The following is a 22,774-nucleotide window of genomic DNA, read 5'->3' on the forward strand; positions in this document are numbered from 1 at the left end:
GCTTCTAAGCTCACCTTTCTTCATTAAACTTTGGCATTTGAACGCGTAATACGGTACCGCTTATATCTGAATTGGCCTGAATGGTCCCGCCAAGCTGTGTTGTGATTTCATAAGCTATTGATAATCCTAGCCCAGTGCCTTCTTTCTTCGTTGTAAAGAACGGATTAAATATCCACTTGATTTCACTCTCAGGGATGCCTAAACCATTATCTTTTATTTCAACTAACCAATCCGATTCTTTATCCAATATGCGAACAATTAACTGCCCTCCCTTATCCATAGCGTGAAGACTGTTAATGATAATATTTAAAAACACTTGACTTAGTTTCCCTGCGGTTGCCAGCACAAATGCTTCTTTGTTAGTAAAGAATTTTGAAACCGTAATATTCTGCTCAGCAAAATTGTTTTTTAGAAGCCCTAATAATTCATCCAATACAGCAGCTAAGTCTACTTTTTCCAGCTCATCATCAGATTCCCCCCTGGATAAATTCAGGAAATCAGTTAACAATTGATTTAATCGATCCGTTGTTTCTAATATATCGTCTGTCATTTCCTGAACAAAAGAAGGATCTTGCATATCCAGCTGGATTGCTTCTGCAGCTGCTTGAATAATACTTAAAGGATTTTTAATTTCATGTGCAATGCCTGCAGTCATCTGTCCGAGGGAAGCCAGCTTTTCACTTTGCTTTAAATATTCCTCCATTTTCTTCATATCACTTACATCTCTTAGAATGAGGATAGATCCAATAATATTCTGGTCTTCCCCGCTAAATAAGGAAGAATATATACGGACATCATGCTTTCTGCCGTCCTTATCATATATGTAGCTTTCCTGTTCATTAATTTCCTTTCCTTCTTTTATGGTTTTCCATGACAGGAAATCAGCTTCATTTCTTTTCAGGGGAAGATCAATAATATATTTGCCAATTGCCTCATTTCTGGAATATCCCGATAATTCCTCCGCCCCTTTATTAAAGGTAACAATCCTTCCATCCTTGTTAATCGTAATGATTCCATATGGTATCGATTCTAATATATAGAACAAATGTCTTTCTTTATTTTTCAATTCCGTTGCCATGCTTGCCATTGTTTTTGTAAGATTTTCAAGTTCATCACCCGTATGGAGAAGCTCAAAGTCTGTTCTTTTTCCATCTGAATATTCCTTGGCCTGATTCGTTAAATTCGTAATCGGCTTTATGAATCGAAATGCTCCAAACAATGTCAGCAAATAAGTAAGGAACACGACAATGATAAACCCTTTAAACAAAAGCACCTGTACCTGCCTTGCAGGTTCCATTGCCTGACCGACGGATTCACAAATAATAAGACCCAGTCCGCCTAATGTAATCGGCCTATAGGAAGCGAGCATAAATTCTTTAAACAATAACCCTTCCCATATACCAATTCGATAGTTGCTGAGCATTTGGCCAAGTTCATGATCTTTGAGCGACTCACCAATTAACTGCTCTTTAGTGTGTGCAATGATTGTTTCATCTCGATCTATTAAAATATTTTGTCCCTTTGAACCTATCTTTCCCTCAGAAAGATACTCTGAGAGGATATTCAGGTTCACATAGGCAAGGACGCCACCTTGATACTGCCCCCTATCATCCAGGACTGGATAGGCGATCGCGATCGTATTCCGGCCATCATCGAGGGTAAGCAGATTTGATATGTAAAACGTCTTGGCCCATTTTAACCTCTCTAAAATCTTATTAACGTCTTCCGGAGCAGACTTTTTTACATTTGGTATCGTGGTAATGGAGTTACCTGATTCATCTATGACGTCAATAAATAGATATAGAGGATTTTCAGAAACGAGCCTCTCCATTTCATTTTGGTAAAAATATGTATTCTCTTTAGAATTACTAAGAACGAACTCAGAAATAACACGGATATCATTAATCATTTTGTCAAACATAAAGCTGGTTTTCGTGCTGATGGTCTTTGACAATAATTCATTACGGTATTCGATTTCCGAACGCACAGAATCATTCAATACATTCATGGTCACAAAGTAAATGGATGCCAGTGAACCAAAGACGACGATAAAGGTCATAAATACATATCTTTTTGTTATCTTTGATTGCAATAATTTTTTCAAGAAAATTTCCCCTGTCAATGTCGCCCTGAGATTGATTATTTAGAAAATTATTATGGATACTATTATAGTGAAATAAAAGAAACAAAAACACCCTTGCTATAAGTATTGGTTGTTGATCCATTACTTTGCATGCAAGGGTTCTAATTTCAAACGAAATCCAGATCCGCAACCTCTGTAAGGTGTTTTAATGTAATATGAACATCTTCATCTCTCATTATAGGTAATAATTTCCGTACTTCTTTTACCGCATGATAATCAATTTCACAAATTTGAACAGCTGGATCTCCGTAAGGACAGTGTAAAATGACTTCACCGTATGGATTAATCACTTTTGAATTTCCATAAAACATAATGCCATTCTCAGTCCCTACGCGGTTTACCAGGGCTACATAGCACCCATAAACACTTGCGTAAAATTGGCCAACCCTCTCCCAGCCTGCAGAACTGGAATAGTCACTGCCGAGGCCGCCTTCCGGACTATTAATTAAAGCAATCAATAGAGAAGTGTGGTGGTGTCCAGCAATATGGGGCAATGACGGATGCCAAACATCATTGCAGATTAGCATGCTGGAAATAAAAGAGCCTACTTGATCCAAGTTTACTTTTTTTCCTTTTGCGAAGTATTTTGCTTCCTCGAAAACACCGTAATTAGTCGGATAGATTTTTCTCTGAATAGAGGTAATCTTTCCATTTTGAATCATCATTGCTGAATTGTAAATTAGCTCGCCCTTCCCCTTTTCAACAAAACCGAATACAACATTTACACCTGTTGCTGCAGAAACCTCGCAAATTCGTAAAATTTCCTTCGAATCTGTTGTAAGCGCTGCATCAAATAGCCGGTCTTTGAGATCATATCCTGTTAAAGATAGTTCCGGGAAAACGAGTAAGTCTGCTTTCCCGTTATTCTCATGCATTATTTCCAGCATTTGCGCTAAATTTGCTTGAATATTTCCAAAAAGAGGAGCAACTTGGGCTATTCCTATTTTCATAATCGATCTCCTTTACCATTAGGAAAATATAGACAGGCTTTAAGAAATTCCGCAAGCCTCTGCCAGTATGTCTACTAGATGGACCCCCTGCAATTGGCCGCTGCAGCCCGCCCGTTCGATTCCAAGACGCATTTGCAAAAGACATCCAGGGTTGGTTGTGACAACGGCTGCTGCTTTCGTTTCTTTTACATTCTTCATTTTTTCATCAAGGATTTTCATGGACTCCTCAAAATGGAGAAGATTATATATACCGCCTGAGGCACAGCATTTATCACTGCCTGGAAGCTCTGCAAAAGCAGCTCCTGGTATAGATTTCAATAATTCTCTAGGCTGCTCATGCACACTTTGGACATTTCTTAGATGGCATGAGTCCTGATAGGTGACCACACCGGTCCATTCCTTGATAAAAGGAAGAGGCCCAAATTCCACCAGGACCTCACTAATATCCCTGGAGGCACGAGAGAATCTTTCTGCCCGTTCAGCCCATTCTTTATCATGTTTCATAAGATCTCTATATTCCTTAAGAAGAGCTCCGCAGCCACCGGCATTATTAATATAGTATTGGCATTCCGATTCTTCAAAAGCAGAAATATTTTGCTTCGCAAGCTCCTTTGCATCTTCAATCATTCCTTGATGGGCGTGAAGAGCACCACAGCATTTTTGCGATTTCGGAATCACTACCTCACAGCCGGCTGCTGTCAGAAGCTCGATTGATAATCTATTCGTTCTGTTGAGCAAGGCATCCGAAATACAGCCTGTAAAAAATGCAACCCGTGCTTTTTTTTGACCCTTGGCGGGCATGATGGTTCCTAATTTGCTTCTCTTTAAGGGAGACTCTACAGTCGGCAGCACGTTTTCCATTTGAGCCAGCGGTTCAGAAATCTTATGCAATAATTTTGTTTTTTTCACTGCTTTTCTAATTCCTGACTTTTGATAAAACCATGTTAAATTTCCTATTATCCTCATCCGCTTTGGATACGGAAACACTTGAGATAGGACGAGATGTTTCAGTTTATCATTCATTGTTCCGGCACCATTTTGCTTTCGGTCCTCTGCAATGACGTCTTTTGCTGTTTCTAAAATATGCCCATACGGCACGCCCACAGGGCAGGCCACTTCACAGGCCCGGCAGCCCAGGCATAAATCAATAGGTTCAGACAAGTGGCTTGAAATATCTATTTTCCCTTCGGCTGCCATCTTGACAAGGTTGATTCTACCCCTCGGGGATGCAGACTCTTTCCCCATTGATTTGTATGTTGGGCAAGCAGGCAGACAATATCCGCACTGAATACACTGATTAGTAGCTTCATAGGCCAAATCGTATAACCGATTTCCCTTATTTGAAATGAGAGAAAGCGAATGTATAGATTTATTGGCTTCACTCACCGTTTCATTTTTTTTCAATGGAGCATTCATGTTACACCAGCACCACCTTTGTTTGCCCCGCTTTTGGAAAGATCTTTCCCGGATTTAATATATTGTTAGGATCCCAGGCGTTTTTTACTTTTTTCATGAGATCAAGGCCAGCTTCCCCAAGCTCCATTTCCATATATGGAGCTTTTAGCGTCCCAATTCCATGCTCGCCAGATAGCGTTCCACCGAGTGAAACAGCAGCTTCAAAAATTTCACTTACCGCATTTTCAGCCCGTTTCATTTCTTCGATATTTCGTTTATCCGTTATGATATTGGGGTGTAAATTCCCATCGCCTGCATGGCCAAAAACCACCAAGTTTAATTCGTACTTTTGTCGGATTTGGCTTAATTTCTCCATCATGGCAGGAATTTGGCTTCGGGGAACGGTAGCATCCTCAGAAATTTTAGTCGGTCCCATTTGTGTGATGGCAGGGGAAACCATTCGGCGAGCCTTCCAAATGTCTTCTCTTTCCTCTTCTGTTCTGGCCGTTCTAACAGCAGCTGCCCCCACTTGCCAGCAGATCTCTTCACATTTTTCAATTTCCTCATTTATGGCCAAGGGATGCCCATCCACTTCGATAATGATAAGTGCTTCCGCATTTAAAGGAAGCCCGCACGGACTAAAATTCTCAACGGCCCTTATACATGCGTTATCCATTAATTCCATGGCTGCCGGCATAATTCCTGAAGACAAAATCTTAGTTATAGCGTATCCAGAGTCAACTAATCTGCTAAATGTAGCTAACAAAGTCTTGCGTGCTTTCGGCTTTGGAATTAACCGCAAAGTCGCTTCTGTTACAATCGCAAGGGTTCCTTCAGATCCAACAATTAATCTTGTTAAATCATAACCGGTGACATTCTTTACCGTTTTTCCGCCTGTCCGGACAATCTCCCCTTCGGGTGTAACGACTTCCAATCCGATCACATACTCCTTAGTAGTCCCGTACTTCAGTCCCTTCGGCCCACTTGAATTTTCTAATAAATTCCCTCCAATAGTGGACACTTTTGAACTGCTCGGATCTGGAGGATAAAATAGCCCTGCCTTTTCTGCCTGGCAGTGAATCTCACCAGTTGTGATTCCTGGCGAAACAATGGCTAATAAGTTCTCACCATCAATGATTAATTTTTTATTCATTCGTGTCATATCCAGAACGATTCCACCTTCAACAGGTAGCGGCCCCCCGCTTAAGGATGTCGCAGCCCCTCTTGGATAGACCGGAATTTTATGCTTGTTTGCTATTTTCATAATTTGACTTATTTCAATCGCACTTTCAGGCTGAATGGCCAATTGGGGCAAATATTCACCAAAAGAAGCATCATAGCTATATGAATATAGTTCTTCAAGACTGGTGAGAATACGGTCAGCAGGAATAACTCTCTCAATTTCTCTTAATGCAGCATCTTCCAATTTTTTCACCCTTTCTAAATCCCCAGCAGCATCTTAGGGTTGTCACAAACCATCTTCGTAATCTCATCCTCTGTTATTCCATATTTGAGCATGTATTCTATAAAGTTGCTTAAAGCTTTAACAGGAGCAATATTATGACGCTGTCCGTAATCTGTCACCATTACACATGAATCAGCTCCAAGAACTCTAATGCTCTCTGCCATTTCCTCCGGGGAAATATCGTTGAAGTCTTCACTGCATGCTAAATAACATTTTTCGAGGATGCACCCTTTTTTCACTAATTCCTTTTCTAATTCAAAAGGCACTCTCGCAATACCTAAATCAGTATGCTGAATTAAGATTTTCTCGACTCTTTTCTCAATAGCTGCCTCCACTAATACACTCACTTCATCAGCAGCCAGATGTCCCGTGGCCAGCACAATATCCGCCTCTGCAACCAGTTCTAAGATTTCATATACTTCCGGCAGGAGTTTTTTGTTTTCATCCCAGATTTCAATTCCGGAACCAGGGTGTGTCATAGAGCGCTTACTATTAAAGAATTTGGTTTTCTTTTTACCAAAATATCTTTGATGCTCTTCGGCAGAAAAAGTAGGCATCCAAATGATTTTTGCACCTAATCGGATTGCTGCATCTACTGCGGTTGGAGACAGGCCTCCTGTAAAATAATTGCACACCAGCCCTCCGTAAACATGAACTCCTGGCTCTTTTTCTCTGATTAAACTTGCCCGGTCAACTGTCTGAGCTTCATGTGCCTTTAACACCACACCAGACATCTCAGCCCGCTTTATATCCTCTATTAGTTCCCAGTCGGTTTGCTTCCTTGGAAACAAGCTTGGAGAACTATGAACATGTAATTCAATTGCACCTTTTAATAATGGATGAAGATCTTGTGCCATATCCGCCACTCCTAAGCATTAAATTTATTGTTATGAAAGTAATTTGCAATTTTCATGCCAATTTACATGTGCAAAATGCGGCTTGGAAGAAATATTTTCTGATAATATGTAAAAAAATTATGACAATTTAGTAATTTTTCTTTACAAATCTTCTAACCAAATAGTTTAAGAAGGGATACTCAAAAAAAATCCCTTTCTTGAGACATTACCTGGCTGTCATCAAAAAAGGGATGTAAAACAATGTATTAGTAACTTTTTATCTTACTTATTATTGACTTAACCTTTTAAGTCCTGCTGACAGCCACACCACCACCGGAATCAGCCCAAAGGAAACCACACTAATCCCCGTCCAGCCCCCGGTCTGCCATACAAGCCCGGCAAGCGTCCCCCCGGTTGCAACTCCAAGGTAATAGCTTACGAGATAGATGCTCGAGGCTCCAGCTTTGTGATGGGAAGCCCTCTCATTTACAATAGCTGCCATCAGTGAATGTGCCACAAAGAATCCCAGACAGGTCAGACATAGACCTATTACAATGACTGATAAAGAATGTACATTGGTAAGTAAGGTCCCTCCTATTAAAATGACCGTTCCGGCCGAAACCAGTGTGGTTTTCCTGAAATAAGCAGACATCCTGCCGCCCAGAATGGAACCTGCTATACCAAAGCTGTACGCCAGGTAGGTAAAAGAAATATTTTTTACAGTGAGGTTAAAAGGATCTTGTTCGAGATAAAAAGGCAGGTACGTCCATACTCCTGTAAACGAGAATTGGAGGAGGATTCCCATCGCAAAGGCAGGATAAAGCTTGGTATTTTTCAGATGTGAGCCCATGCCTGACAAGTCTTTTTGAACAGATCTTTTACTGGGCTTAAAATAATGAGATTTTGGCAGAGTCATAAAATATAGGATGAATAATAGAATGGAAAATCCAAATAAGAAGTAAACAGAAGTCTGCCAGCTGGCCATATCTGCAATGTACCCGACGAAGATGCGTCCCGCCATTCCGCCAATGGCATTAGCAGCAATATACATGGTGATGCCGAGGCTAACGCTCCCTGGAGCCAGCTCCTCCCCTAAATAGGCGATAGCTGCTGCAGGCAGGCCCGCTATGCTAAAGCCCTGCAGGAAGCGAAGCACCAAAAAGGTTTCAAAATTAGGCGCAATCGGCAATAGCACCAGCGGCATAATTGTACAGACAAGTGTGATATTCATGATGGAAACCCGGCCAATTCGATCAGATAGAAATCCGAAGAATAACAATCCGAAAATCATAGAAACTACAGCAGCAGACAGTGATAAACCGGCTGCTGCCGATGTAATGTCAAATGAATCCGCCAGCAGCGGCATAATCGGCTGCACGAAATATAAATTAGCAAATACTAAAATGGATGCACTCGTCATCGCAATCATCATTTTTTTGAAGCCGGCATCCCGCAGCGAATATTTATCCGATTCCACTTGTCGAGCGTTTAAAGCAGTCATTTCCCCACCCTGTTCCGTTAAAGCGTTAAATCCATCATACCATTTTATTTCGGGTCACTATACTTTTTTCTCCACGATTCTTGCTAAGAACTTCCCTCAATTATTTTTGAAAGAGCGAGCACCTTCATTCCGGCTGTCCAAAATGTTATAATAAAGGAATGTACTTTACAGGGCAGCCTGTTACGTTAATAGGTGCCTTGCTTTAATAAATTCGACAAAATTCGGGTGGTGCCTGTCACCAACAAGGGGGTAGAAAGGATGATTCCGGAGCGGTTTTTGGAGCCTTTGGAGTTTGCAGCGAATGAGCTGAAGGGGCTTTTGCGTGCTGAGAATGAGGAGGATGCGCGCCTGGTGCAGAAGGGGCTGATGCTGTTTCGGCAGGGGCTTGTGTATCAGCTTCGCTTTGAAGATGATAAGGTGTTGGCGACTGTTCAGGATGTGACTCCTGCCAAGGTTGAGCTGAATCTGGAGTTCATTCATTTGAGCGAGTGCTCCTGCCCGGCTGAAGGTTTTTGCCGCCATCAGACTGCGGTCTTTCTGCAGCTTCTCTCAAAAGCCAAAAGTGTGTCCATGTGGATTGAAGAGTGGCGGAAGCCGATTAAGGAAAAACAGACGGCCAAGGATTGGGGGCTTCAAAGAGCGAAGGATCTGCTGAAATCCTCCAGCCAGAAGAAGAAGACAGGCTATGACGGCTGGATTGACGGTTTCGAGGAAAGCTTTACCGAGCTGCTGGAAAAACAGGGTGAGCCCCGTCCATATGTACTTCCTGAGCTTTTCCATGTGTATCTGCGGCGCCTGAAAGCGGGAGCACCAGTGGAGCAGGAATGGAAGCTTCTTTACCTTCTGGTCGGCTATGTTTTTTCTTTTAAAAAGCTGATGGCGCTGAGCAGAAAGTATGGCCATGGCGAGGAATTGATAGACCGCTATTACCGCCATCTCTATCAGTCCCTGATGGAAGACTCCGTTGAGATCATGAATAAGCTGTCAGTGCACTCCCTCCCCTTTGCTTTTGATCAATATATCGAAAAGCTGAAGGATGATTCTGCCGGACTAATTACCGGTTCGTTTGGGATGGAGTATGAACGGACCCATCTATACCGGCTGCTGTGGACGCATTTTTTCAAAAAGAAAGAATGGCGTGAGGCGGAGATTGAGAGGCTGGAACCCTCCCTAAACGAAAAGCCCAACATGCCGTCAGTGGCAGGCTATGTGCACCTTCAGATTCTTGAACGCAATGACGAAAAGGCACTCAGTGTTTTAAATGTGCTCAATGAATTAATGACACCTTATATGCTTTACTGGCTCGATTACTTTTCATCCAATAAGGACTGGAATCGGATGGGTCCTTATGCAGAAGCATTTATCCATAAATTGCGGGATTATCTGAAAACAAATGATGATTATTATGCCTGCATGGATTTTACACGGATGTCCATCAAGGCGATTTCTCCTTATTGCCTGGAAAGCAGCAAAATGGATCTGTACGAGAAAGCCTTGATGGAGACGCTGCCGTACAGCTACAGTGACTATGAATATTTGCTTTTTGAAAAAGGTGAATTCACGAAATGGGCGGATCTGCAGGCGTTCATTGGCTTTGATCTTGATTCTCTTGGCAAGGACCGGATCAGGGAAATCAGCAAAAAGGAGCCCTCCATCCTTCTGCCGCTATATCATCAATCCATCACTGGCCACATTAATATGAAAAACAGAGATCATTACCGCGAGGCTGTCCGGAAAATGAAAAAGCTTCGCACTCTGTATAACAAGCTGAAACGTCAGGAAGACTGGCAGCTTTTTCTTGAATTGCTGCTTGAAAAAACGAAACGTCTCCGCGCTTTTCAGGAAGAATGCAAAAGGGGTAAGCTAATCGATGCTTAAAACGAGATTTCTCCACGTGAAAGTGAAACCAATAAACAATGCCCGCTACCTGATTTTTGCTGTAAATGAAGAAGGGCGCCAGCTTCCCCCGAAGGAATGGAAGCCACTTCTATTTAACCATCACAGGGAAAGCTTTTTCGGAACCATGCTGGATGCTGCAGAGGCAGACGGGATTAAAGGGATCTCTGTAACAGGCTGGCAGCTTGTCACCCTGTTTGCGGCAGAACAATTCAACCGTTTGATTGATTGGAGCTGGGATGAGACGGCAGAAATATTGCTGGCCTCTTCACATGCTCTTTATGATTCGATCGTGGACCAGGAATGGATGCCGGATTTTGCCGCCTGGGAACAGGATCAATTCCGCTGGGCACTGCCGGAAAGTGTGATTAGTGAATTCGGCACAAACTTTTGGGAGCAGACAGTAGAAGGTTCTCCAGTCAGGGAATTTATCGGAGACTTATTTCACCGCTCCCTTGACGGCTATATGAATCAAAACCAGGATGCGAAGGCGCAGTTCGGCGAAAAGCTTGAAGCCTTGCGGAGTGAACATCTCTCACCGCGTGATCTTGCCGCTTATTTTGATGAAGAAAGCTGGCAGGAATGGATTGGGGTCAAAGCAAATGAAGCTCCTTTCTCGATCGGACTTAAGCTGGAAGAGCCCGGGGATATTGATACAAGCTGGGATTTGACCATATTTCTGCGCGGAAAAATGAACCCGGATGTATTTGCCGATTACAAGGACTATTCGAATTATCCGCATGACTGGCATGAATATGAGGATTCAATAGAAAAAGAGATCCAGCGCTGGCTCGAGCTTTTTCCATGGCTTGAAGGCAAGCCCGGCGAGATTTCGACTATGCTGACGGAGGATGAAGCCTGGACTTTCCTGACAGAGGCAAGCGAAACCTTTCTCGCACTTGGCGTGGAAATTCTGCTTCCATCGTGGTGGCAGGCGATGAAGAACGCAAGCCTCAAGGTAAAAGCAAAAGTAAAAGGAACCGGGGGCCATCGCCCCTCGTTTGTCGGCCTTCAGTCTATGCTTGATTATGATTGGCGCTTCAGCATGAATGGAGTTGACTTAACAGAAGAAGAATTCCGGGGCATGGTCGAGGAAAAAAGACGGCTCGTCTATGTTCGCGGCCGCTGGATAAAGCTGGATCCCCATTTTGTCCGCCATATTCAGGATTTAATGAAGAAAGCGGAAAAAGAAGGGCTGCATGTCCGCGATTTGATCGAGCAGGAGCTTATGGCTGACGGGAACACCCAGGAAGACGACCTGGATTATCCTAAAACATTTGCCCGGATTCAGATTGAGCTTAACCGCCAATGGAAACAGATGGTAAAGCAGCTCCGCGATATTAAAAACCTTCCGCTTGAAGAGGTCCCTGCCAGCTTCAAGGGGGATCTCCGACCTTACCAGAAGCTCGGAATGAGCTGGCTGCTGTTTTTGCGCCGCTATGGGTTCGGTGCCATTCTGGCGGATGATATGGGACTCGGAAAAACGATTCAGCTGATCTCCTATCTTTTAAAAGTTAAGAAGGATGAAGACAGCGGCCCCTCTCTCATCGTGTGCCCTACATCTGTTCTCGGGAACTGGCAGAAGGAAATCGAGCGCTTTGCACCAGGCATGAGCGTGTACCTTCATTATGGGTCAAACCGCCTGAAGGGCGAAAGATTTTCTGAAAAAGCTATGGAATCTGATATTGTGCTGACCTCATATGGACTTACCCATATGGATCTCGAGGATTTTGAAGCAATCGAGTGGAGCTCCATTTCGATTGATGAAGCCCAGAACATTAAAAACGCACAAACAAAGCAGTCGCGGGCTGTCCGAAAGTTGAAAGGCAAACACCATATTGCCCTTACCGGAACTCCCATGGAAAACAGACTGACCGAGCTCTGGTCCATTTTTGATTTTACGAATCACGGCTATCTCGGCAGTCTCGGGCAATTTCAGAAGCGCTATGTACTGCCGATTGAGAAGGATGACGACAAAAATAAAGTGAAGCAGCTGCAGGCCTATATCCGCCCCTTCCTGCTCCGCCGTACGAAGAAGGATGAGGATGTGGCCTTGAACCTGCCTGATAAGCTTGAGCAGAAGGAGTACTGCCCGCTGACTGCTGAGCAGGCTTCCTTATACGAGCAGCTTGTCCAGGATACTTTTGCACAGATTGAAAAGCTGTCCGGGTTTGAGCGAAAAGGCCTAATCCTGCAGTTATTAAGCCGCTTAAAACAACTGTGCAATCATCCGGCCCTTTATTTAAAAGAAGAAAAGCCAAAGCACGTCCTCGAACGTTCTGTAAAGCTTGAAAAATTAAGCGAACTCGTCGGCGCTGTTCATGAACAGGGCGAAAGCTGCCTGATTTTTACCCAATATATCGAGATGGGGAACATGATTGCCCGCCTGCTGAAAAAACAATTCGGATTCGACGTGCCCTTTTTAAACGGAAGCGTGCCAAAGCAGGAACGGGATAATATGATCAGCCGTTTTCAGAATCATGAGTTCCCAGTATTCCTGCTGTCGCTTAAAGCCGGCGGTACCGGTTTGAATCTGACGGCAGCAAACCATGTCATTCATTATGACCGCTGGTGGAATCCTGCCGTGGAAAATCAGGCGACTGACCGTGCCTACCGGATTGGGCAAAAGCGCTTTGTTCATGTGCATAAAATGATTGCTACCGGCACACTCGAGGAAAAAATTGATGCCATGCTTGAAAAAAAGCAGTCCCTTAATGACCAGATTATTACGAGCGAGAACTGGATTACCGAGCTTTCAACAGATGAACTGCGGGATCTGGTTCACCTCTCATAGAGTTGATTCAGTCTTCAAGCCCCTTATATGCATTAAGGCTTGGAGGCTGTTCTTTTATTTTTGCATATTCCTGCTTATTAGGCCTTTGCGTCAGAAAAGTGACTTTGCTGCCTTCTTTTATAATAAAACAGGATAGCAGCTCGTATGTAGGCTTCTTGTTCCCCGCGTTAATTGCCACCTGGTTTAACAATAAGTTAAACTTGTAGTGAAGAGTTCTTTCCATATCGTTGAACATGAGTGAAGTATGGCTTCTAAGAGGAATTCTTTGATAGGATTTGTTATTTTGGAGCTTAATGAGCTGAAGCGCATCAAAGAAGCTTGGCTGATGATTGGTATTTAGACATTTATTTTCTGTTTTAAAATACAGATACCCGTTTTTTACTCCTTTATCCATTAAATCACCCCCTTTTATTATTTCAAAAAAATATATTCGACATATTCCGCGAAAATCCTCCTAGTTATTTTTACCTATACCACACAATTCCTTATTTGTGAATAATAATCACTCAATACACTGTGATCTGCGTTCACAAACAGCCTTTTCAGCTGCTATTCCCGCTAAGTTAAAAGAAAGAAAGTAAACGGCGGTGAAAAGGATGTCTTTACCTGAAATACTGAAAAAGTTAAGAACGGACCGAAAGTGGACTCAGGATTTTGCTGCTGAAATGCTGAAAGTGGATTGTTCAACCATCAGCAAATACGAAACAGGAAAGGTCACTCCCACATACCAAACCCTCGTACAAATGGCAGAAGTCTATAAAGTGGACAAGACCTTATTGACTGATAAATTGGAGAACCCCTCCTCCTACTCGGCGGACAAGTCTGTTTTAAAAGAAAACCCCGATGATAAGGATATGGAGATGATCCGGGAAATCATCAGCCATTATCCCGACCTGAAAAAAGCCCTCCTGGACATATACACCTTTAACGAAAAGAAAAAGGCCCTCGCTGTGAGAGTCATTAAGAGCAGCATTCATGCATTGAAGGACTTTTAGTTAGTTTTTAGGAATCATGTAAGGGGAACTCGGTAGAGCTGGGTTTACATTGGACTGAGAAGATTAGGTGCTGGGTAGAAGAGTTGGGTTTCTTTCGACTTTTGTTGCGTAAATTTGGGATGGCAGTTTTGAGTCTTGGCCTGCTTCGGACTTAAATGCGGAATTCGAGTTTGGGTCCGAACCTTGGACTTCTATGGACATATAATCCGTAAACCCGACATGCTTTGCCCGGTCCTCAATCCTCATCCGACACAGAACGTGAAAAGCGAGACGCAGGGCTCAAACCTCTCCTAACTTAGAAAGCCTAAATGACCAACACCATGAACCTACCAACAAAAAAATAACCCGGCACAGAGGTACCGGGTTCCAATTTGGGGAGTTTTGAGGATATGATTGATTCTCTATATGGAAGGAATTTGTGTGGACAGCTGAATGGGGGATGCCGTCAGTTCATGATGGAGAAGCGTTTTGGTGTTTGGTGCTTTTGCATATGGCAGTTTTGCATGACCGTTTCACGGATGAACGATTCAAGCTGGAGAACGCGCTTGTTAAGGTCATCGACTTTGTGGTTTGATTTTCCAAGCATTTTGATGAGGCTTTCGAGCATATATTCCAATGCCTTTTCTCTTTCAGACACTTCATTCAAAATGGCAGCTCCTCCTTGGTCACGGACACCGGGATGCCCTCTGCCTTCTTACGGTCAAGGAAGCGGACGGTTTCCGCTACCACCTCTGTTACATAAATCCGTTTCTTTTCCTGATTATCATAATGCCTTGTCTGGATCCGCCCGGTTATTCCAATCAGGGTTCCTTTCCGGCAATACTGCGATGTATTTTCTGCCGTTTTCTTCCATAGAGTGCACTGCACAAAATCCGCATCGATTTCACCCTTCTGGTTACGGTATTGGCGGTTTACTGCTAGCGTCACATTCGTCACCGGAATTCCCTCCTGTGTCCTTTTCAGCTCAGGATCCCTTGTCAGCCTTCCCACTAGGGTCACTTGATTGATCATGGTTTTCATCTCCTCTCTTGATAGCCTTATCATAGCCGGAACTTCATCCCTGTGTAAAAAAGCAAAAATGTGTTTTTCTCAGTGCTTTTTCGGCAAAAACACTCATGAAATTTAGTTTTCAGCCTCTTTTCTGCAAAAAACCGCTTCAAAAATTCGATTTTCAGCATGAAAAAAAAGAAAATTCGACATACTGTCAAATTCGCTTTCAGTTTGGGCTGTGTTATAATTTTTTTATAGACAACTTATTTTGGGAGATGGAGGTAAGCCATGAAAACATTTAAACTTGTTTCTCTGCAATTGGTGGAAGAAAAGGGCCTGGTTGATATTGAACTGGATGATGGATTGATTATCAATAAAGAAGATGAGAAGAGCAGCTGGCTCCTGGAGGCTTTTGTTGATAAATCCTATCTTGAGTACTTCAAAAAGCGCGCTGATGACAAAGACGAACTGACCATCCAAGTTGTTATTACCAAAAAAGAAAACGATCCAGCCGCATTCCAAACTAAAATTACCTCTATCAGCGAACTGGAAAACCATATCAGCATCCTTTTTGAGGGATCACTCAGGAGAACGAAAAATGATTACGCCGAATTGCTGCTTCAGGACCTTTTAGATAAGGGATACAGCGGCGACAGCCTGATTGACGAATTCAAGGAAAAAATGCAAAGCAAGCCCCGCCTGGCTGCTGCAAAAAAAGAAAATAAAGAAACTCCCGCTCAGTCATAACGGGAGTTTTTTCTTTTAATTATTACTTATCCTTATTATCTTCATCCTGCATATCAAGATTATCTTCCACAGCATCTTCGCCCGGCTCGTTGTTGTCTTCCATCATGTCCCCGTCGTCATCAGTATTGATGTCGTTGTCATCTGTGTTTTCATTCAGATCATTCACATCTCCATTTTCCACATCACCATTTTCCTCAGTGATTGTATCATCCTCCGGCGGCGGCTCCTGGTCGTCAGTGGCACAGCCTGCCAGTAGCATGGCGGAAAGAACGGATCCTCCGATAAGTGTTAAAAGCTTTTTATTCATCGTAAAAGCTCCTTTCAAATGATGTATTGTTGACCTGCTGCATTGGTCTTCCTTTATATTTCCCAAAAATCGAAACAACTTGCATATTTTTTTACAGAAAAAATCCCGCACATGGTGTACGGGATTGTTTTAGCATTATCTTTCAATCGCAAACATAATTTCGGCTTCCATTGCCACTTCGCCATCCACGGTCGCAACGGCTTTGCCTTTTCCGATTCCTCTGCGGACGGAGAGCAGTTCGACCTCCATCATGAGTGTATCGCCAGGCCGCACCTGGCGCTTCCAGCGGCATTTTTCCACTCCGGCAAAAAAGGCAAGTTTTCCTTTATATTCATCCAGTGACAGCAGTGCCACAGCACCAGTCTGTGCACAGGCTTCAAGCGTCAGGCATCCCGGGAACACATTGTAATTAGGGAAATGCCCATTGAATACTTCCTCATTGGCACTTATATTCTTTTTGCCGACCGCTCTTTTTCCAGGCTCAAGCTCTTCAATCGAATCCACGAACAGGAATGGATATCGGTGAGGGATAATTTCTTTTATTTCTTCTACATTTAATTTCATATGTATCGCTCCCATGTATTATTTAGCACCAGATACTAATAGCTTATATTCATTTTACTAAAAAAACGATGCTGCGCAAAGTGCCAACAAAAAAAGAAGGGTTTGCTGCCCTCCTTTTCATTTCTATTCTTTTTCCACCAAATCCATAATATGCGTCCAGGTGGACTTTGTAAAAATATCCTTTACTTCGCCGCCGCCAATGACACCATACCCGACTGCGGCTCCTGCCATAACGCTCAGGAAAATTAAAAGCACGACAATAATAATCCGAAGCCAGATCGGAATGAGACGGATGCGAACCCGCCCTTTACGCGGTGACTCTTCTTCGCTGCTTTCTTTTTTCAGTTGTTCACGCGTCTTGACTGCTTCTTGATTACTGTTGTTTACTGACATTTTATTTCCCCTTTATATCTAACGTATTCCGTTGACCAGTCCCATCATTTGATCAGCCATGGAAACGGATCTGGACTGAAACTGATAGGCCCGCTGGAGGTTGATCAATTCTGTCATTTCCTTGGATAAATCCACATTGGATTGTTCCAGAGAACCCTGGGCCATTCCAATCTGTCTGCGGAGCGCACCGTTCAGCTCTGAAAAAATCCCTTCGCCGTCTATACCCTCAGGCAGGCCAAGAAGATTTTCGCCTTTTTGCTCCAGGAATTGAGGCTTGTTGATTAAAACCACTCCAAGATTGAATTCCTGGATATTCCCATTCGCAGCTTCTGCCAAAAAACTCCCTGATTCAGTCACTTTAAATTTATTCGCCTGTCTATTTATTATAATCGAATTATTATTTTCATCAAGAACCGGAAGTCCCTCCGCTGTCACAAGCATGGTCTCATTGTCGGACACAGGTGTTAAATAAAATGCGCCTGCTCTTGTAAATCGCACTGCAGATCCGTCTTCCGTCTGCTCGAGCACACGGAAATACTGGCCTTCCTTTGTAAAGGCAAGGTCAAGCTGCCTGTCTGTCGCCTTTAATGAACCCTGCTGCATGACCATTTGGGACTGTGCCAGCTTAGCGCCGACTCCCTGCCTGATGCCTGCCGGTGTCAGCCTCCCTGCTTCAGCAGCCTGATTTGGCTGATTATTGAACTGCTGAAAGAGCAAATCAGTAAAATTGGCTTCACGTCTTTTATAGCCTGCTGTATCAATGTTGGCCACATTATGGCTGACAATATCCATCTGCTTCTGCAGCTGGGCCAGTGTATTTGTGGCTGTAATCATAGTTCGATTCATTGTTTTTCCCCCTTAGCGGGTCTGCCGCCGGGCATTACCCGATCCGCCCAATTTCATTTGCGGCTTTCTCCATACTGCGGTCATATGCCTGCAGAACCTTTTGGTTTGCTTCAAAAGAGCGATAGGCGGCCATCATATCCGTCATTGTGCGGGAAGCATCTACATTGGAACGCTCCAAAAAACCCTGCTGCAGCTTGAATTGAACATTCTGTGCATTATAGGCATTTTCAAGAACGCTCTCTTCAGTCACTGCAAAAAGGCCGTCTCCTTCTTTTCGCAGGCTTTCGGGATTTTGGGCAAAAGTGATGCCGAGTCTGGCAGTTTCACCCGCTTCACCCGTAATCATACCATCTTCACTTACAGTAAAACGGTCACTGGAAAGCTGAATCCGCTCACCCGCATTATCCAAAATATATAATCCGCCTGCTGTCGTCAAATAACCTCCGGCATCGATGGTAAAATTCCCATTCCTCGTATAGCGCGGCTCGCCATCCATTCCAGCTGCGGTATAAAAGACCGTTCCTCTTAACCCTGTATCCTGATTTGCCGGCATATTAAGATCCAGTAATGCCAGGTCTGTCCCGAGGCCTGTTTCCTTCATATCTCCCTGCAAGAAGGACGGAAGCGTCTCCTGCATATAAACTCCTGTAGTTAATCTGCCAACTTCATTATTAAAAGGAAGGTTTAGTCCATTTTCCGTCGGTATGCTATGCTGCCCCATGCGCTGTAAAAGCATTTCCGGAAAAGCCCTCAAGCTTGTCTGGTCTGCTTTAAAGCCGGGTGTATTGGCATTTGCCATATTATTTGTCAGTACTTCCGTTCTCCGCTGCTGTGCAAGCATTCCGGAAGCAGCTGTGTAGAAACCTCTAAACATCTGTTTCACCCTCATTTATTCCGAACAATATATGCTAGCTCTATTATAAGAAACTTTCCGGCAATAAACATTAAAAATTTGAAGAATCACGTCAGGTTTTGCAAAATGCTGTCCCTATATGTCATCGGATTAAATGGAAAAATGTTTACAACAATCACCTAAAAAAAACCCGCCAAAGTGGCGGGTCCATTCATTATACAAACTTCCTCTTCGGAAGCTTATCAATATTATCAAGCATGATGCCAGTTCCAACGGCTACGCAATCCATCGGGTTTTCGGCAATCAGGACAGGGACTTTCAGCTCTTCCGCCAGAAGCTGGTCGATTCCGTGAAGAAGTGCGCCGCCTCCTGTTAAAATAACCCCGCGGTCAATGATGTCTGCAGACAATTCAGGCGGAGTGCGTTCCAGCACACTTTTAGCAGCCTGAACGATGACATCAACTGATTCTGCCAAAGCACCCTGAACTTCATCAGAACGAACCGTAATGGTTCTTGGAAGACCCGAAACCATGTCGCGGCCGCGGATTTCCATTTCTTCGTTCTTGCCGCCAGGGAATACAGTCCCGATCGTTACTTTAATATTTTCTGCTGTTCTTTCACCGATTAATAGCTTGTACTCTTTTTTGATGTATTGAAGAATTTCGTTGTCAAATTTATCTCCGGCCATCTTAATAGATGAAGATGTTACAATGTCACCCATTGATAAAACTGCGACATCCGTGGTTCCGCCGCCGATATCGACAACCATGTTGCCGCTCGGCTGGAAGATATCCATGCCTGCGCCGATGGCTGCAACTTTTGGTTCTTCTTCGAGGTAAATCTTTTTGCCGCCGCTTTTCTCAGCCGCTTCCTTGATCGCTTTCTGTTCAACACCTGTCACATTTGTCGGGCAGCAGATCAGAATGCGCGGCTTTGATAAAAAGCCTTTTACATTTAGTTTATTAATAAAATGCTTCAGCATCGCTTCTGTTACATCAAAGTCGGCAATAACCCCATCTTTTAGCGGGCGAATCGCCACGATGTTACCCGGCGTACGGCCGACCATACGGCGCGCTTCTTCTCCTACGGCAAGCACCTTGTTTGTATTCCGGTCAATCGCCACTACAGACGGTTCATTCAGCACAATACCGCGCCCTTTAACATGGATCAGCACATTGGCAGTTCCTAAATCAATCCCAATATCCCTAGCTAACATTTCTTTTTTTCCTCCTTGCAACATGGCCAGCTTCTGTCCGCACCTTTGAAGGCTCTCTCTATTTAGGCATTCTTAAAGCGAACTTCGCTTATTAATTTTTAGTTAGATGATCATTTCATATTCGTATCAGCAGTTAAAGCCACGCAAAAAAATCAGTTCTTTAATAAAAGAAATGATTTTGCCTGGCATCTCTTTAGGAGTCCTAGTCTTTACGAACCAAGTTCTATCCTAATTTTATATTTTAACACATTCCTTGTGAAAACAGTAACATTTTGACATATTTTGTGAGACTTTTTGAGGGTTTTTGTCGAAATGGGGAAAAGGATGCAGGCGACTTGGTAAGGGGCTTAAATCCATAGAGCACGCCCTGATTCAGGCAATGGAAACAGCTTATGAGCTTTTAGCCCCCGGAGCCGCAATTGAGGTTCATGTACAACATTGAAAATTAAGTGTGACACTGCTAAAATGGCAGTCTTTAGCCTTTGACGCCTTTATAGGCGCCATCTGTTTTTTTTCATTTAACTGGCTCTTCTTCCATTTCTTCTTTTTTATACTTCATTTTAGTGGCTTCACCGCCGCGCAGATGGCGGATCGATTTATGATAATCCAGGATTTCCTTTACTTCGTTTGCCAGTTCAGGATTGATTTCAGGCAGTCTTTCCGTCAAGTCTTTATGGACTGTACTTTTGGATACGCCAAACTCCTTCGCGATTACGCGAACCGTTTTCTTCGTCTCCACGATATACTTTCCAATCTTGATAGTTCTCTCTTTGATGTAATCGTGCACACCACTCGCCCTCCCCGATTTGGATGTGAGAAGTGTGAAATGAGACTCGCTTTCTGTCTGGTTATGAACTGTATTCCGCATGAATTCCTGATTAATTGATGTTAATCGTACATGCGCCTGAAAAGCTTGCTTTCAGTTTGCGGTAATTAAACATGTCCTCAACATATTCATTAGTTTTAGTAAAACGAACCCTCACCTCATACATTCTCTTTGTAAGGTTTGTAACAGTTTATTAGCTTGGTTGAGGGAATATGCACGAAAAACGCAATAAGGACAAGGTTTTGTGTAAATTTTTTGAAAATAGGACATCTGGAAGTCAAAATAAGAAATGTTTTCAAAAAATTTTTAAGTTAATTGAAAACTAAACAGCCTAAAGACCAGTGATGAAATTCCTTATTTTTATCGTTGCATCGATGATTTTCGGGACTTTCCACTCAGATTCGACAAAATCCTTCATTGCTGCATCATTCAACCTGAAGTCAACAAACCACATCTTAGGAAATAGATAATTGCTTATATCTAGTAATCGATGAAGGTATAGAACTATATGTTTTTCCGGAATCAAGATGAAAGAGCCAGGAACTCCTTCCTATTGTGAAGCGGATATATATACCGTACTATTTTTTCGGGAAACAATACATTTAATTGGTTATTAATCCACTATATTCCATAAGATAGGATGAACATAGAATGCAAACACGCAAGGAAAGAATTCAAAATGATAAAAAAAGGAAGCTGAAAGCAGGGGGAATGACTGCAGCTAGCGCCGTTTTTGCGGCATTGATCGCTTCTGCCGGTTTCAGCGCTTCAGCAAAAGAAGCCCATGCATTGACAGGATTCTATAAAGTGAAGCAGGGAGATACTTTATATAAAATCTCCAGGCAGCATGATATGACGGTTAAAGAATTGAAAGCGGTAAACAATCTTAAGTCTAATACCATCCATCCGGGCCAAACACTGGAGGTTCGCATTGAACGTCATACAGGAGAACCTGTGAATAACCAGACAGCTGTTTATACCGTGGTGCCGGGCGATACACTTTGGGGAATCGCCAAGCGCTATCGGATGGATGTCAATGAATTGAAAACATTGAACAATATAAAAAGTGATATGGTCCTCATCAGCCAAAAGCTGATCATTAAAGGGAATATTTCCAAAACAATGGCCATCATCACCGGTGCGGCAGACAATTTTACGGTGGAATTTAAAAACGGGAATGATTATTTTACATTAAAGGTACCTTATGGAACAGCACAGTCTTATCAAGAAAGGGCAGGTAAAGAAATCCTCGTGGTTTACAAGGACGATGCTCTGATCAATGTACAATAAAGGGATGGAAGGCCGGTTTTAGCCGGCTTCCCCTAGCTAAACTACATCAACCACCCGCTCATCAACATTCCAACCACGTATATCTGCAGCGCTTAATAATGCAGAGATCTCATTTGACTGTCTGTTGCTTTAATCAATTCCCCCCAGGTTTGATAACCCCTCTGCTGAAATTGAAAAAGCAGCTCTACAAATAGGTAAGCGGTCATTAAAGCATCCCCAGCTGCCCGATGGCGTTCATATATGCGGGTGCCGAATGCCATGGCATACCTTTCAAGATCTCGCATATCGAAGGACGGAGCAATATATCCCATCAGATCTAGCGTGTCAATGGTCAGAAAATTTTTTAATACAAGCTTTTCGCGTTTACATTCACTCTTTATAGCCAAGGCATCGAAGCTTACATAATGCCCAACCAGGCATACCGCCTCCCTTGATTCGACATACTCAAAGAAGCTCTGAATAGCTTCCAGGGCATATGGGGCGTCTTTTACCTGCTCATCAGTAATAGAGGTTAGTTCTTTTATTTCCCGAGAAATTTGTCGGTTTGGGTTAACATATGTCTGAAAAAGGTCCTTTTCCTGTACTTGCAATCCTTTCACCGGGACTGCGCCAATCTCAATGATCCGGTCTGAGGCAGAAACCTGAAATCCTGTTGTTTCCGTATCAAAGACAATAAAATTTAGATCTTCAAGTGGAGTGGATAATGGAATCGTTTCATATCTTATCGGACATGACACATTTTTCCTGAGTAAGAACATACCAGCCTC

22 protein-coding genes are annotated in these 22,774 nt (G+C 43.2%); 5 read left to right on the forward strand and 17 right to left on the reverse strand.

What is annotated here, in order from left to right:
* Nucleotides 1–10 precede the first annotated feature (10 nt).
* The 6 genes from AC6CHU_RS16815 to AC6CHU_RS16840 form a co-directional block, all read right to left on the reverse strand.
* Entirely contained in the window at nt 11–2,104 is a 2,094-nt protein-coding gene (locus AC6CHU_RS16815; protein WP_159863194.1) for a PAS domain-containing sensor histidine kinase, read from the reverse strand.
* A 146-nt stretch (nt 2,105–2,250) separates the two neighbouring features.
* Nucleotides 2,251–3,093, reverse strand: coding sequence for a nitrilase-related carbon-nitrogen hydrolase (locus AC6CHU_RS16820; protein WP_159863195.1), 843 nt, complete (start codon nt 3,091–3,093; stop codon nt 2,251–2,253).
* A gap of 39 nt (nt 3,094–3,132) precedes the next feature.
* Nucleotides 3,133–4,497, reverse strand: coding sequence for a (Fe-S)-binding protein (locus AC6CHU_RS16825; protein ID WP_498122436.1), 1,365 nt, complete (start codon nt 4,495–4,497; stop codon nt 3,133–3,135).
* A 13-nt stretch (nt 4,498–4,510) separates the two neighbouring features.
* Nucleotides 4,511–5,914 carry an FAD-binding oxidoreductase gene (locus AC6CHU_RS16830; RefSeq protein ID WP_159863258.1) on the reverse strand — a complete coding sequence of 468 codons (1,404 nt, stop codon included), beginning with the start codon at nt 5,912–5,914 and terminating at the stop codon, nt 4,511–4,513.
* Nucleotides 5,915–5,928: 14 nt separating this feature from the next.
* Entirely contained in the window at nt 5,929–6,810 is an 882-nt protein-coding gene (locus AC6CHU_RS16835) for a DUF6282 family protein (RefSeq protein ID WP_159863197.1), read from the reverse strand.
* A 268-nt stretch (nt 6,811–7,078) separates the two neighbouring features.
* Nucleotides 7,079–8,266 (reverse strand): MFS transporter, encoded by a 1,188-nt coding sequence (locus tag AC6CHU_RS16840; protein ID WP_498122438.1) that lies wholly within the window; start codon nt 8,264–8,266, stop codon nt 7,079–7,081.
* Between the two features lie 282 nt (nt 8,267–8,548).
* Here AC6CHU_RS16840 and AC6CHU_RS16845 point away from each other — a divergent pair, with 282 nt between their 5' ends.
* Nucleotides 8,549–10,168 (forward strand): SWIM zinc finger family protein, encoded by a 1,620-nt coding sequence (locus AC6CHU_RS16845; protein WP_251283414.1) that lies wholly within the window; start codon nt 8,549–8,551, stop codon nt 10,166–10,168.
* On the forward strand, nt 10,161–12,980 hold the full coding sequence (locus AC6CHU_RS16850) for a DEAD/DEAH box helicase (RefSeq protein WP_498122440.1): 2,820 nt from the start codon (nt 10,161–10,163) through the stop codon (nt 12,978–12,980). The genes AC6CHU_RS16845 and AC6CHU_RS16850 overlap by 8 nt, the downstream gene beginning before the upstream one ends.
* A gap of 7 nt (nt 12,981–12,987) precedes the next feature.
* On the opposite strand, the gene AC6CHU_RS16855 is transcribed toward AC6CHU_RS16850, so the two are convergent.
* The gene (locus tag AC6CHU_RS16855; protein ID WP_498122442.1) at nt 12,988–13,374 is read right to left on the reverse strand and encodes a hypothetical protein; all 387 of its coding nucleotides are present in this window, start codon (nt 13,372–13,374) and stop codon (nt 12,988–12,990) included.
* A gap of 202 nt (nt 13,375–13,576) precedes the next feature.
* Here AC6CHU_RS16855 and AC6CHU_RS16860 point away from each other — a divergent pair, with 202 nt between their 5' ends.
* The gene (locus tag AC6CHU_RS16860; RefSeq protein WP_498122444.1) at nt 13,577–13,975 is read left to right on the forward strand and encodes a helix-turn-helix domain-containing protein; all 399 of its coding nucleotides are present in this window, start codon (nt 13,577–13,579) and stop codon (nt 13,973–13,975) included.
* A gap of 445 nt (nt 13,976–14,420) precedes the next feature.
* On the opposite strand, the gene AC6CHU_RS16865 is transcribed toward AC6CHU_RS16860, so the two are convergent.
* Nucleotides 14,421–14,612, reverse strand: a complete 192-nt coding sequence (locus tag AC6CHU_RS16865) for a hypothetical protein (RefSeq protein WP_236566173.1) — start codon at nt 14,610–14,612, stop codon at nt 14,421–14,423.
* Between the two features lie 5 nt (nt 14,613–14,617).
* Nucleotides 14,618–14,986: a single-stranded DNA-binding protein gene (gene ssb, locus AC6CHU_RS16870; protein WP_159863204.1), complete on the reverse strand. Its 369-nt coding sequence runs from the start codon at nt 14,984–14,986 to the stop codon at nt 14,618–14,620.
* Between the two features lie 267 nt (nt 14,987–15,253).
* Between ssb and AC6CHU_RS16875 the strand changes: the two genes are divergently transcribed.
* Nucleotides 15,254–15,712: a YwpF-like family protein gene (locus AC6CHU_RS16875; RefSeq protein ID WP_159863205.1), complete on the forward strand. Its 459-nt coding sequence runs from the start codon at nt 15,254–15,256 to the stop codon at nt 15,710–15,712.
* Nucleotides 15,713–15,734: 22 nt separating this feature from the next.
* Here AC6CHU_RS16875 and AC6CHU_RS16880 read toward each other — a convergent pair whose 3' ends face one another.
* From AC6CHU_RS16880 to spoIIID, 7 genes are all read right to left on the reverse strand, one after another.
* The gene (locus tag AC6CHU_RS16880) at nt 15,735–16,019 is read right to left on the reverse strand and encodes a hypothetical protein (RefSeq protein WP_251283417.1); all 285 of its coding nucleotides are present in this window, start codon (nt 16,017–16,019) and stop codon (nt 15,735–15,737) included.
* Nucleotides 16,020–16,154: 135 nt separating this feature from the next.
* Nucleotides 16,155–16,583: a 3-hydroxyacyl-ACP dehydratase FabZ gene (gene fabZ, locus AC6CHU_RS16885; RefSeq protein ID WP_159863207.1), complete on the reverse strand. Its 429-nt coding sequence runs from the start codon at nt 16,581–16,583 to the stop codon at nt 16,155–16,157.
* A gap of 123 nt (nt 16,584–16,706) precedes the next feature.
* The gene (locus AC6CHU_RS16890; RefSeq protein WP_159863208.1) at nt 16,707–16,976 is read right to left on the reverse strand and encodes a DNA-directed RNA polymerase subunit beta; all 270 of its coding nucleotides are present in this window, start codon (nt 16,974–16,976) and stop codon (nt 16,707–16,709) included.
* An 18-nt stretch (nt 16,977–16,994) separates the two neighbouring features.
* Complete coding sequence (locus AC6CHU_RS16895) at nt 16,995–17,822, reverse strand: flagellar hook-basal body protein (RefSeq protein WP_498122447.1); 828 nt, start codon at nt 17,820–17,822, stop codon at nt 16,995–16,997.
* Nucleotides 17,823–17,856: 34 nt separating this feature from the next.
* Complete coding sequence (locus AC6CHU_RS16900; protein ID WP_251283419.1) at nt 17,857–18,696, reverse strand: flagellar hook-basal body protein; 840 nt, start codon at nt 18,694–18,696, stop codon at nt 17,857–17,859.
* A 193-nt stretch (nt 18,697–18,889) separates the two neighbouring features.
* Nucleotides 18,890–19,891 carry a rod shape-determining protein gene (locus AC6CHU_RS16905; RefSeq protein WP_285869202.1) on the reverse strand — a complete coding sequence of 334 codons (1,002 nt, stop codon included), beginning with the start codon at nt 19,889–19,891 and terminating at the stop codon, nt 18,890–18,892.
* Nucleotides 19,892–20,405: 514 nt separating this feature from the next.
* The gene (gene spoIIID / locus AC6CHU_RS16910; RefSeq protein WP_009332173.1) at nt 20,406–20,678 is read right to left on the reverse strand and encodes a sporulation transcriptional regulator SpoIIID; all 273 of its coding nucleotides are present in this window, start codon (nt 20,676–20,678) and stop codon (nt 20,406–20,408) included.
* Between the two features lie 690 nt (nt 20,679–21,368).
* On the opposite strand from spoIIID, the gene AC6CHU_RS16915 reads away from it, so the two are divergent.
* A complete protein-coding gene (locus tag AC6CHU_RS16915) occupies nt 21,369–22,007 on the forward strand; it encodes a LysM peptidoglycan-binding domain-containing protein (RefSeq protein ID WP_498122450.1) in 639 nt (212 codons plus the stop codon).
* A 92-nt stretch (nt 22,008–22,099) separates the two neighbouring features.
* Here the strand turns inward: AC6CHU_RS16915 and AC6CHU_RS16920 are convergent, their stop codons facing one another.
* The gene (locus tag AC6CHU_RS16920; protein ID WP_498122452.1) at nt 22,100–22,765 is read right to left on the reverse strand and encodes a 3'-5' exonuclease; all 666 of its coding nucleotides are present in this window, start codon (nt 22,763–22,765) and stop codon (nt 22,100–22,102) included.
* Nucleotides 22,766–22,774 lie beyond the last annotated feature (9 nt).

It is taken from the genome of Cytobacillus sp. GQ23 (assembly GCF_059758675.1).

What these genes read in the sequence shown, in the direction of transcription:
- AC6CHU_RS16820 (WP_159863195.1), bottom strand. Translation starts at nt 3,093, where the DNA reads ATGAAAATAGGAATAGCCCAAGTTGCTCCTCTTTTTGGAAATATTCAA.
- AC6CHU_RS16835 (WP_159863197.1), bottom strand. Translation starts at nt 6,810, where the DNA reads ATGGCACAAGATCTTCATCCATTATTAAAAGGTGCAATTGAATTACAT.
- AC6CHU_RS16845 (WP_251283414.1), top strand. Translation starts at nt 8,549, where the DNA reads ATGATTCCGGAGCGGTTTTTGGAGCCTTTGGAGTTTGCAGCGAATGAG.
- AC6CHU_RS16850 (WP_498122440.1), top strand. Translation starts at nt 10,161, where the DNA reads ATGCTTAAAACGAGATTTCTCCACGTGAAAGTGAAACCAATAAACAAT.
- AC6CHU_RS16855 (WP_498122442.1), bottom strand. Translation starts at nt 13,374, where the DNA reads ATGGATAAAGGAGTAAAAAACGGGTATCTGTATTTTAAAACAGAAAAT.
- AC6CHU_RS16860 (WP_498122444.1), top strand. Translation starts at nt 13,577, where the DNA reads ATGTCTTTACCTGAAATACTGAAAAAGTTAAGAACGGACCGAAAGTGG.
- ssb (WP_159863204.1), bottom strand. Translation starts at nt 14,986, where the DNA reads ATGATCAATCAAGTGACCCTAGTGGGAAGGCTGACAAGGGATCCTGAG.
- AC6CHU_RS16875 (WP_159863205.1), top strand. Translation starts at nt 15,254, where the DNA reads ATGAAAACATTTAAACTTGTTTCTCTGCAATTGGTGGAAGAAAAGGGC.
- AC6CHU_RS16880 (WP_251283417.1), bottom strand. Translation starts at nt 16,019, where the DNA reads ATGAATAAAAAGCTTTTAACACTTATCGGAGGATCCGTTCTTTCCGCC.
- fabZ (WP_159863207.1), bottom strand. Translation starts at nt 16,583, where the DNA reads ATGAAATTAAATGTAGAAGAAATAAAAGAAATTATCCCTCACCGATAT.
- AC6CHU_RS16890 (WP_159863208.1), bottom strand. Translation starts at nt 16,976, where the DNA reads ATGTCAGTAAACAACAGTAATCAAGAAGCAGTCAAGACGCGTGAACAA.
- AC6CHU_RS16895 (WP_498122447.1), bottom strand. Translation starts at nt 17,822, where the DNA reads ATGAATCGAACTATGATTACAGCCACAAATACACTGGCCCAGCTGCAG.
- AC6CHU_RS16900 (WP_251283419.1), bottom strand. Translation starts at nt 18,696, where the DNA reads ATGTTTAGAGGTTTCTACACAGCTGCTTCCGGAATGCTTGCACAGCAG.
- AC6CHU_RS16905 (WP_285869202.1), bottom strand. Translation starts at nt 19,891, where the DNA reads ATGTTAGCTAGGGATATTGGGATTGATTTAGGAACTGCCAATGTGCTG.
- AC6CHU_RS16915 (WP_498122450.1), top strand. Translation starts at nt 21,369, where the DNA reads ATGCAAACACGCAAGGAAAGAATTCAAAATGATAAAAAAAGGAAGCTG.
- AC6CHU_RS16920 (WP_498122452.1), bottom strand. Translation starts at nt 22,765, where the DNA reads ATGTTCTTACTCAGGAAAAATGTGTCATGTCCGATAAGATATGAAACG.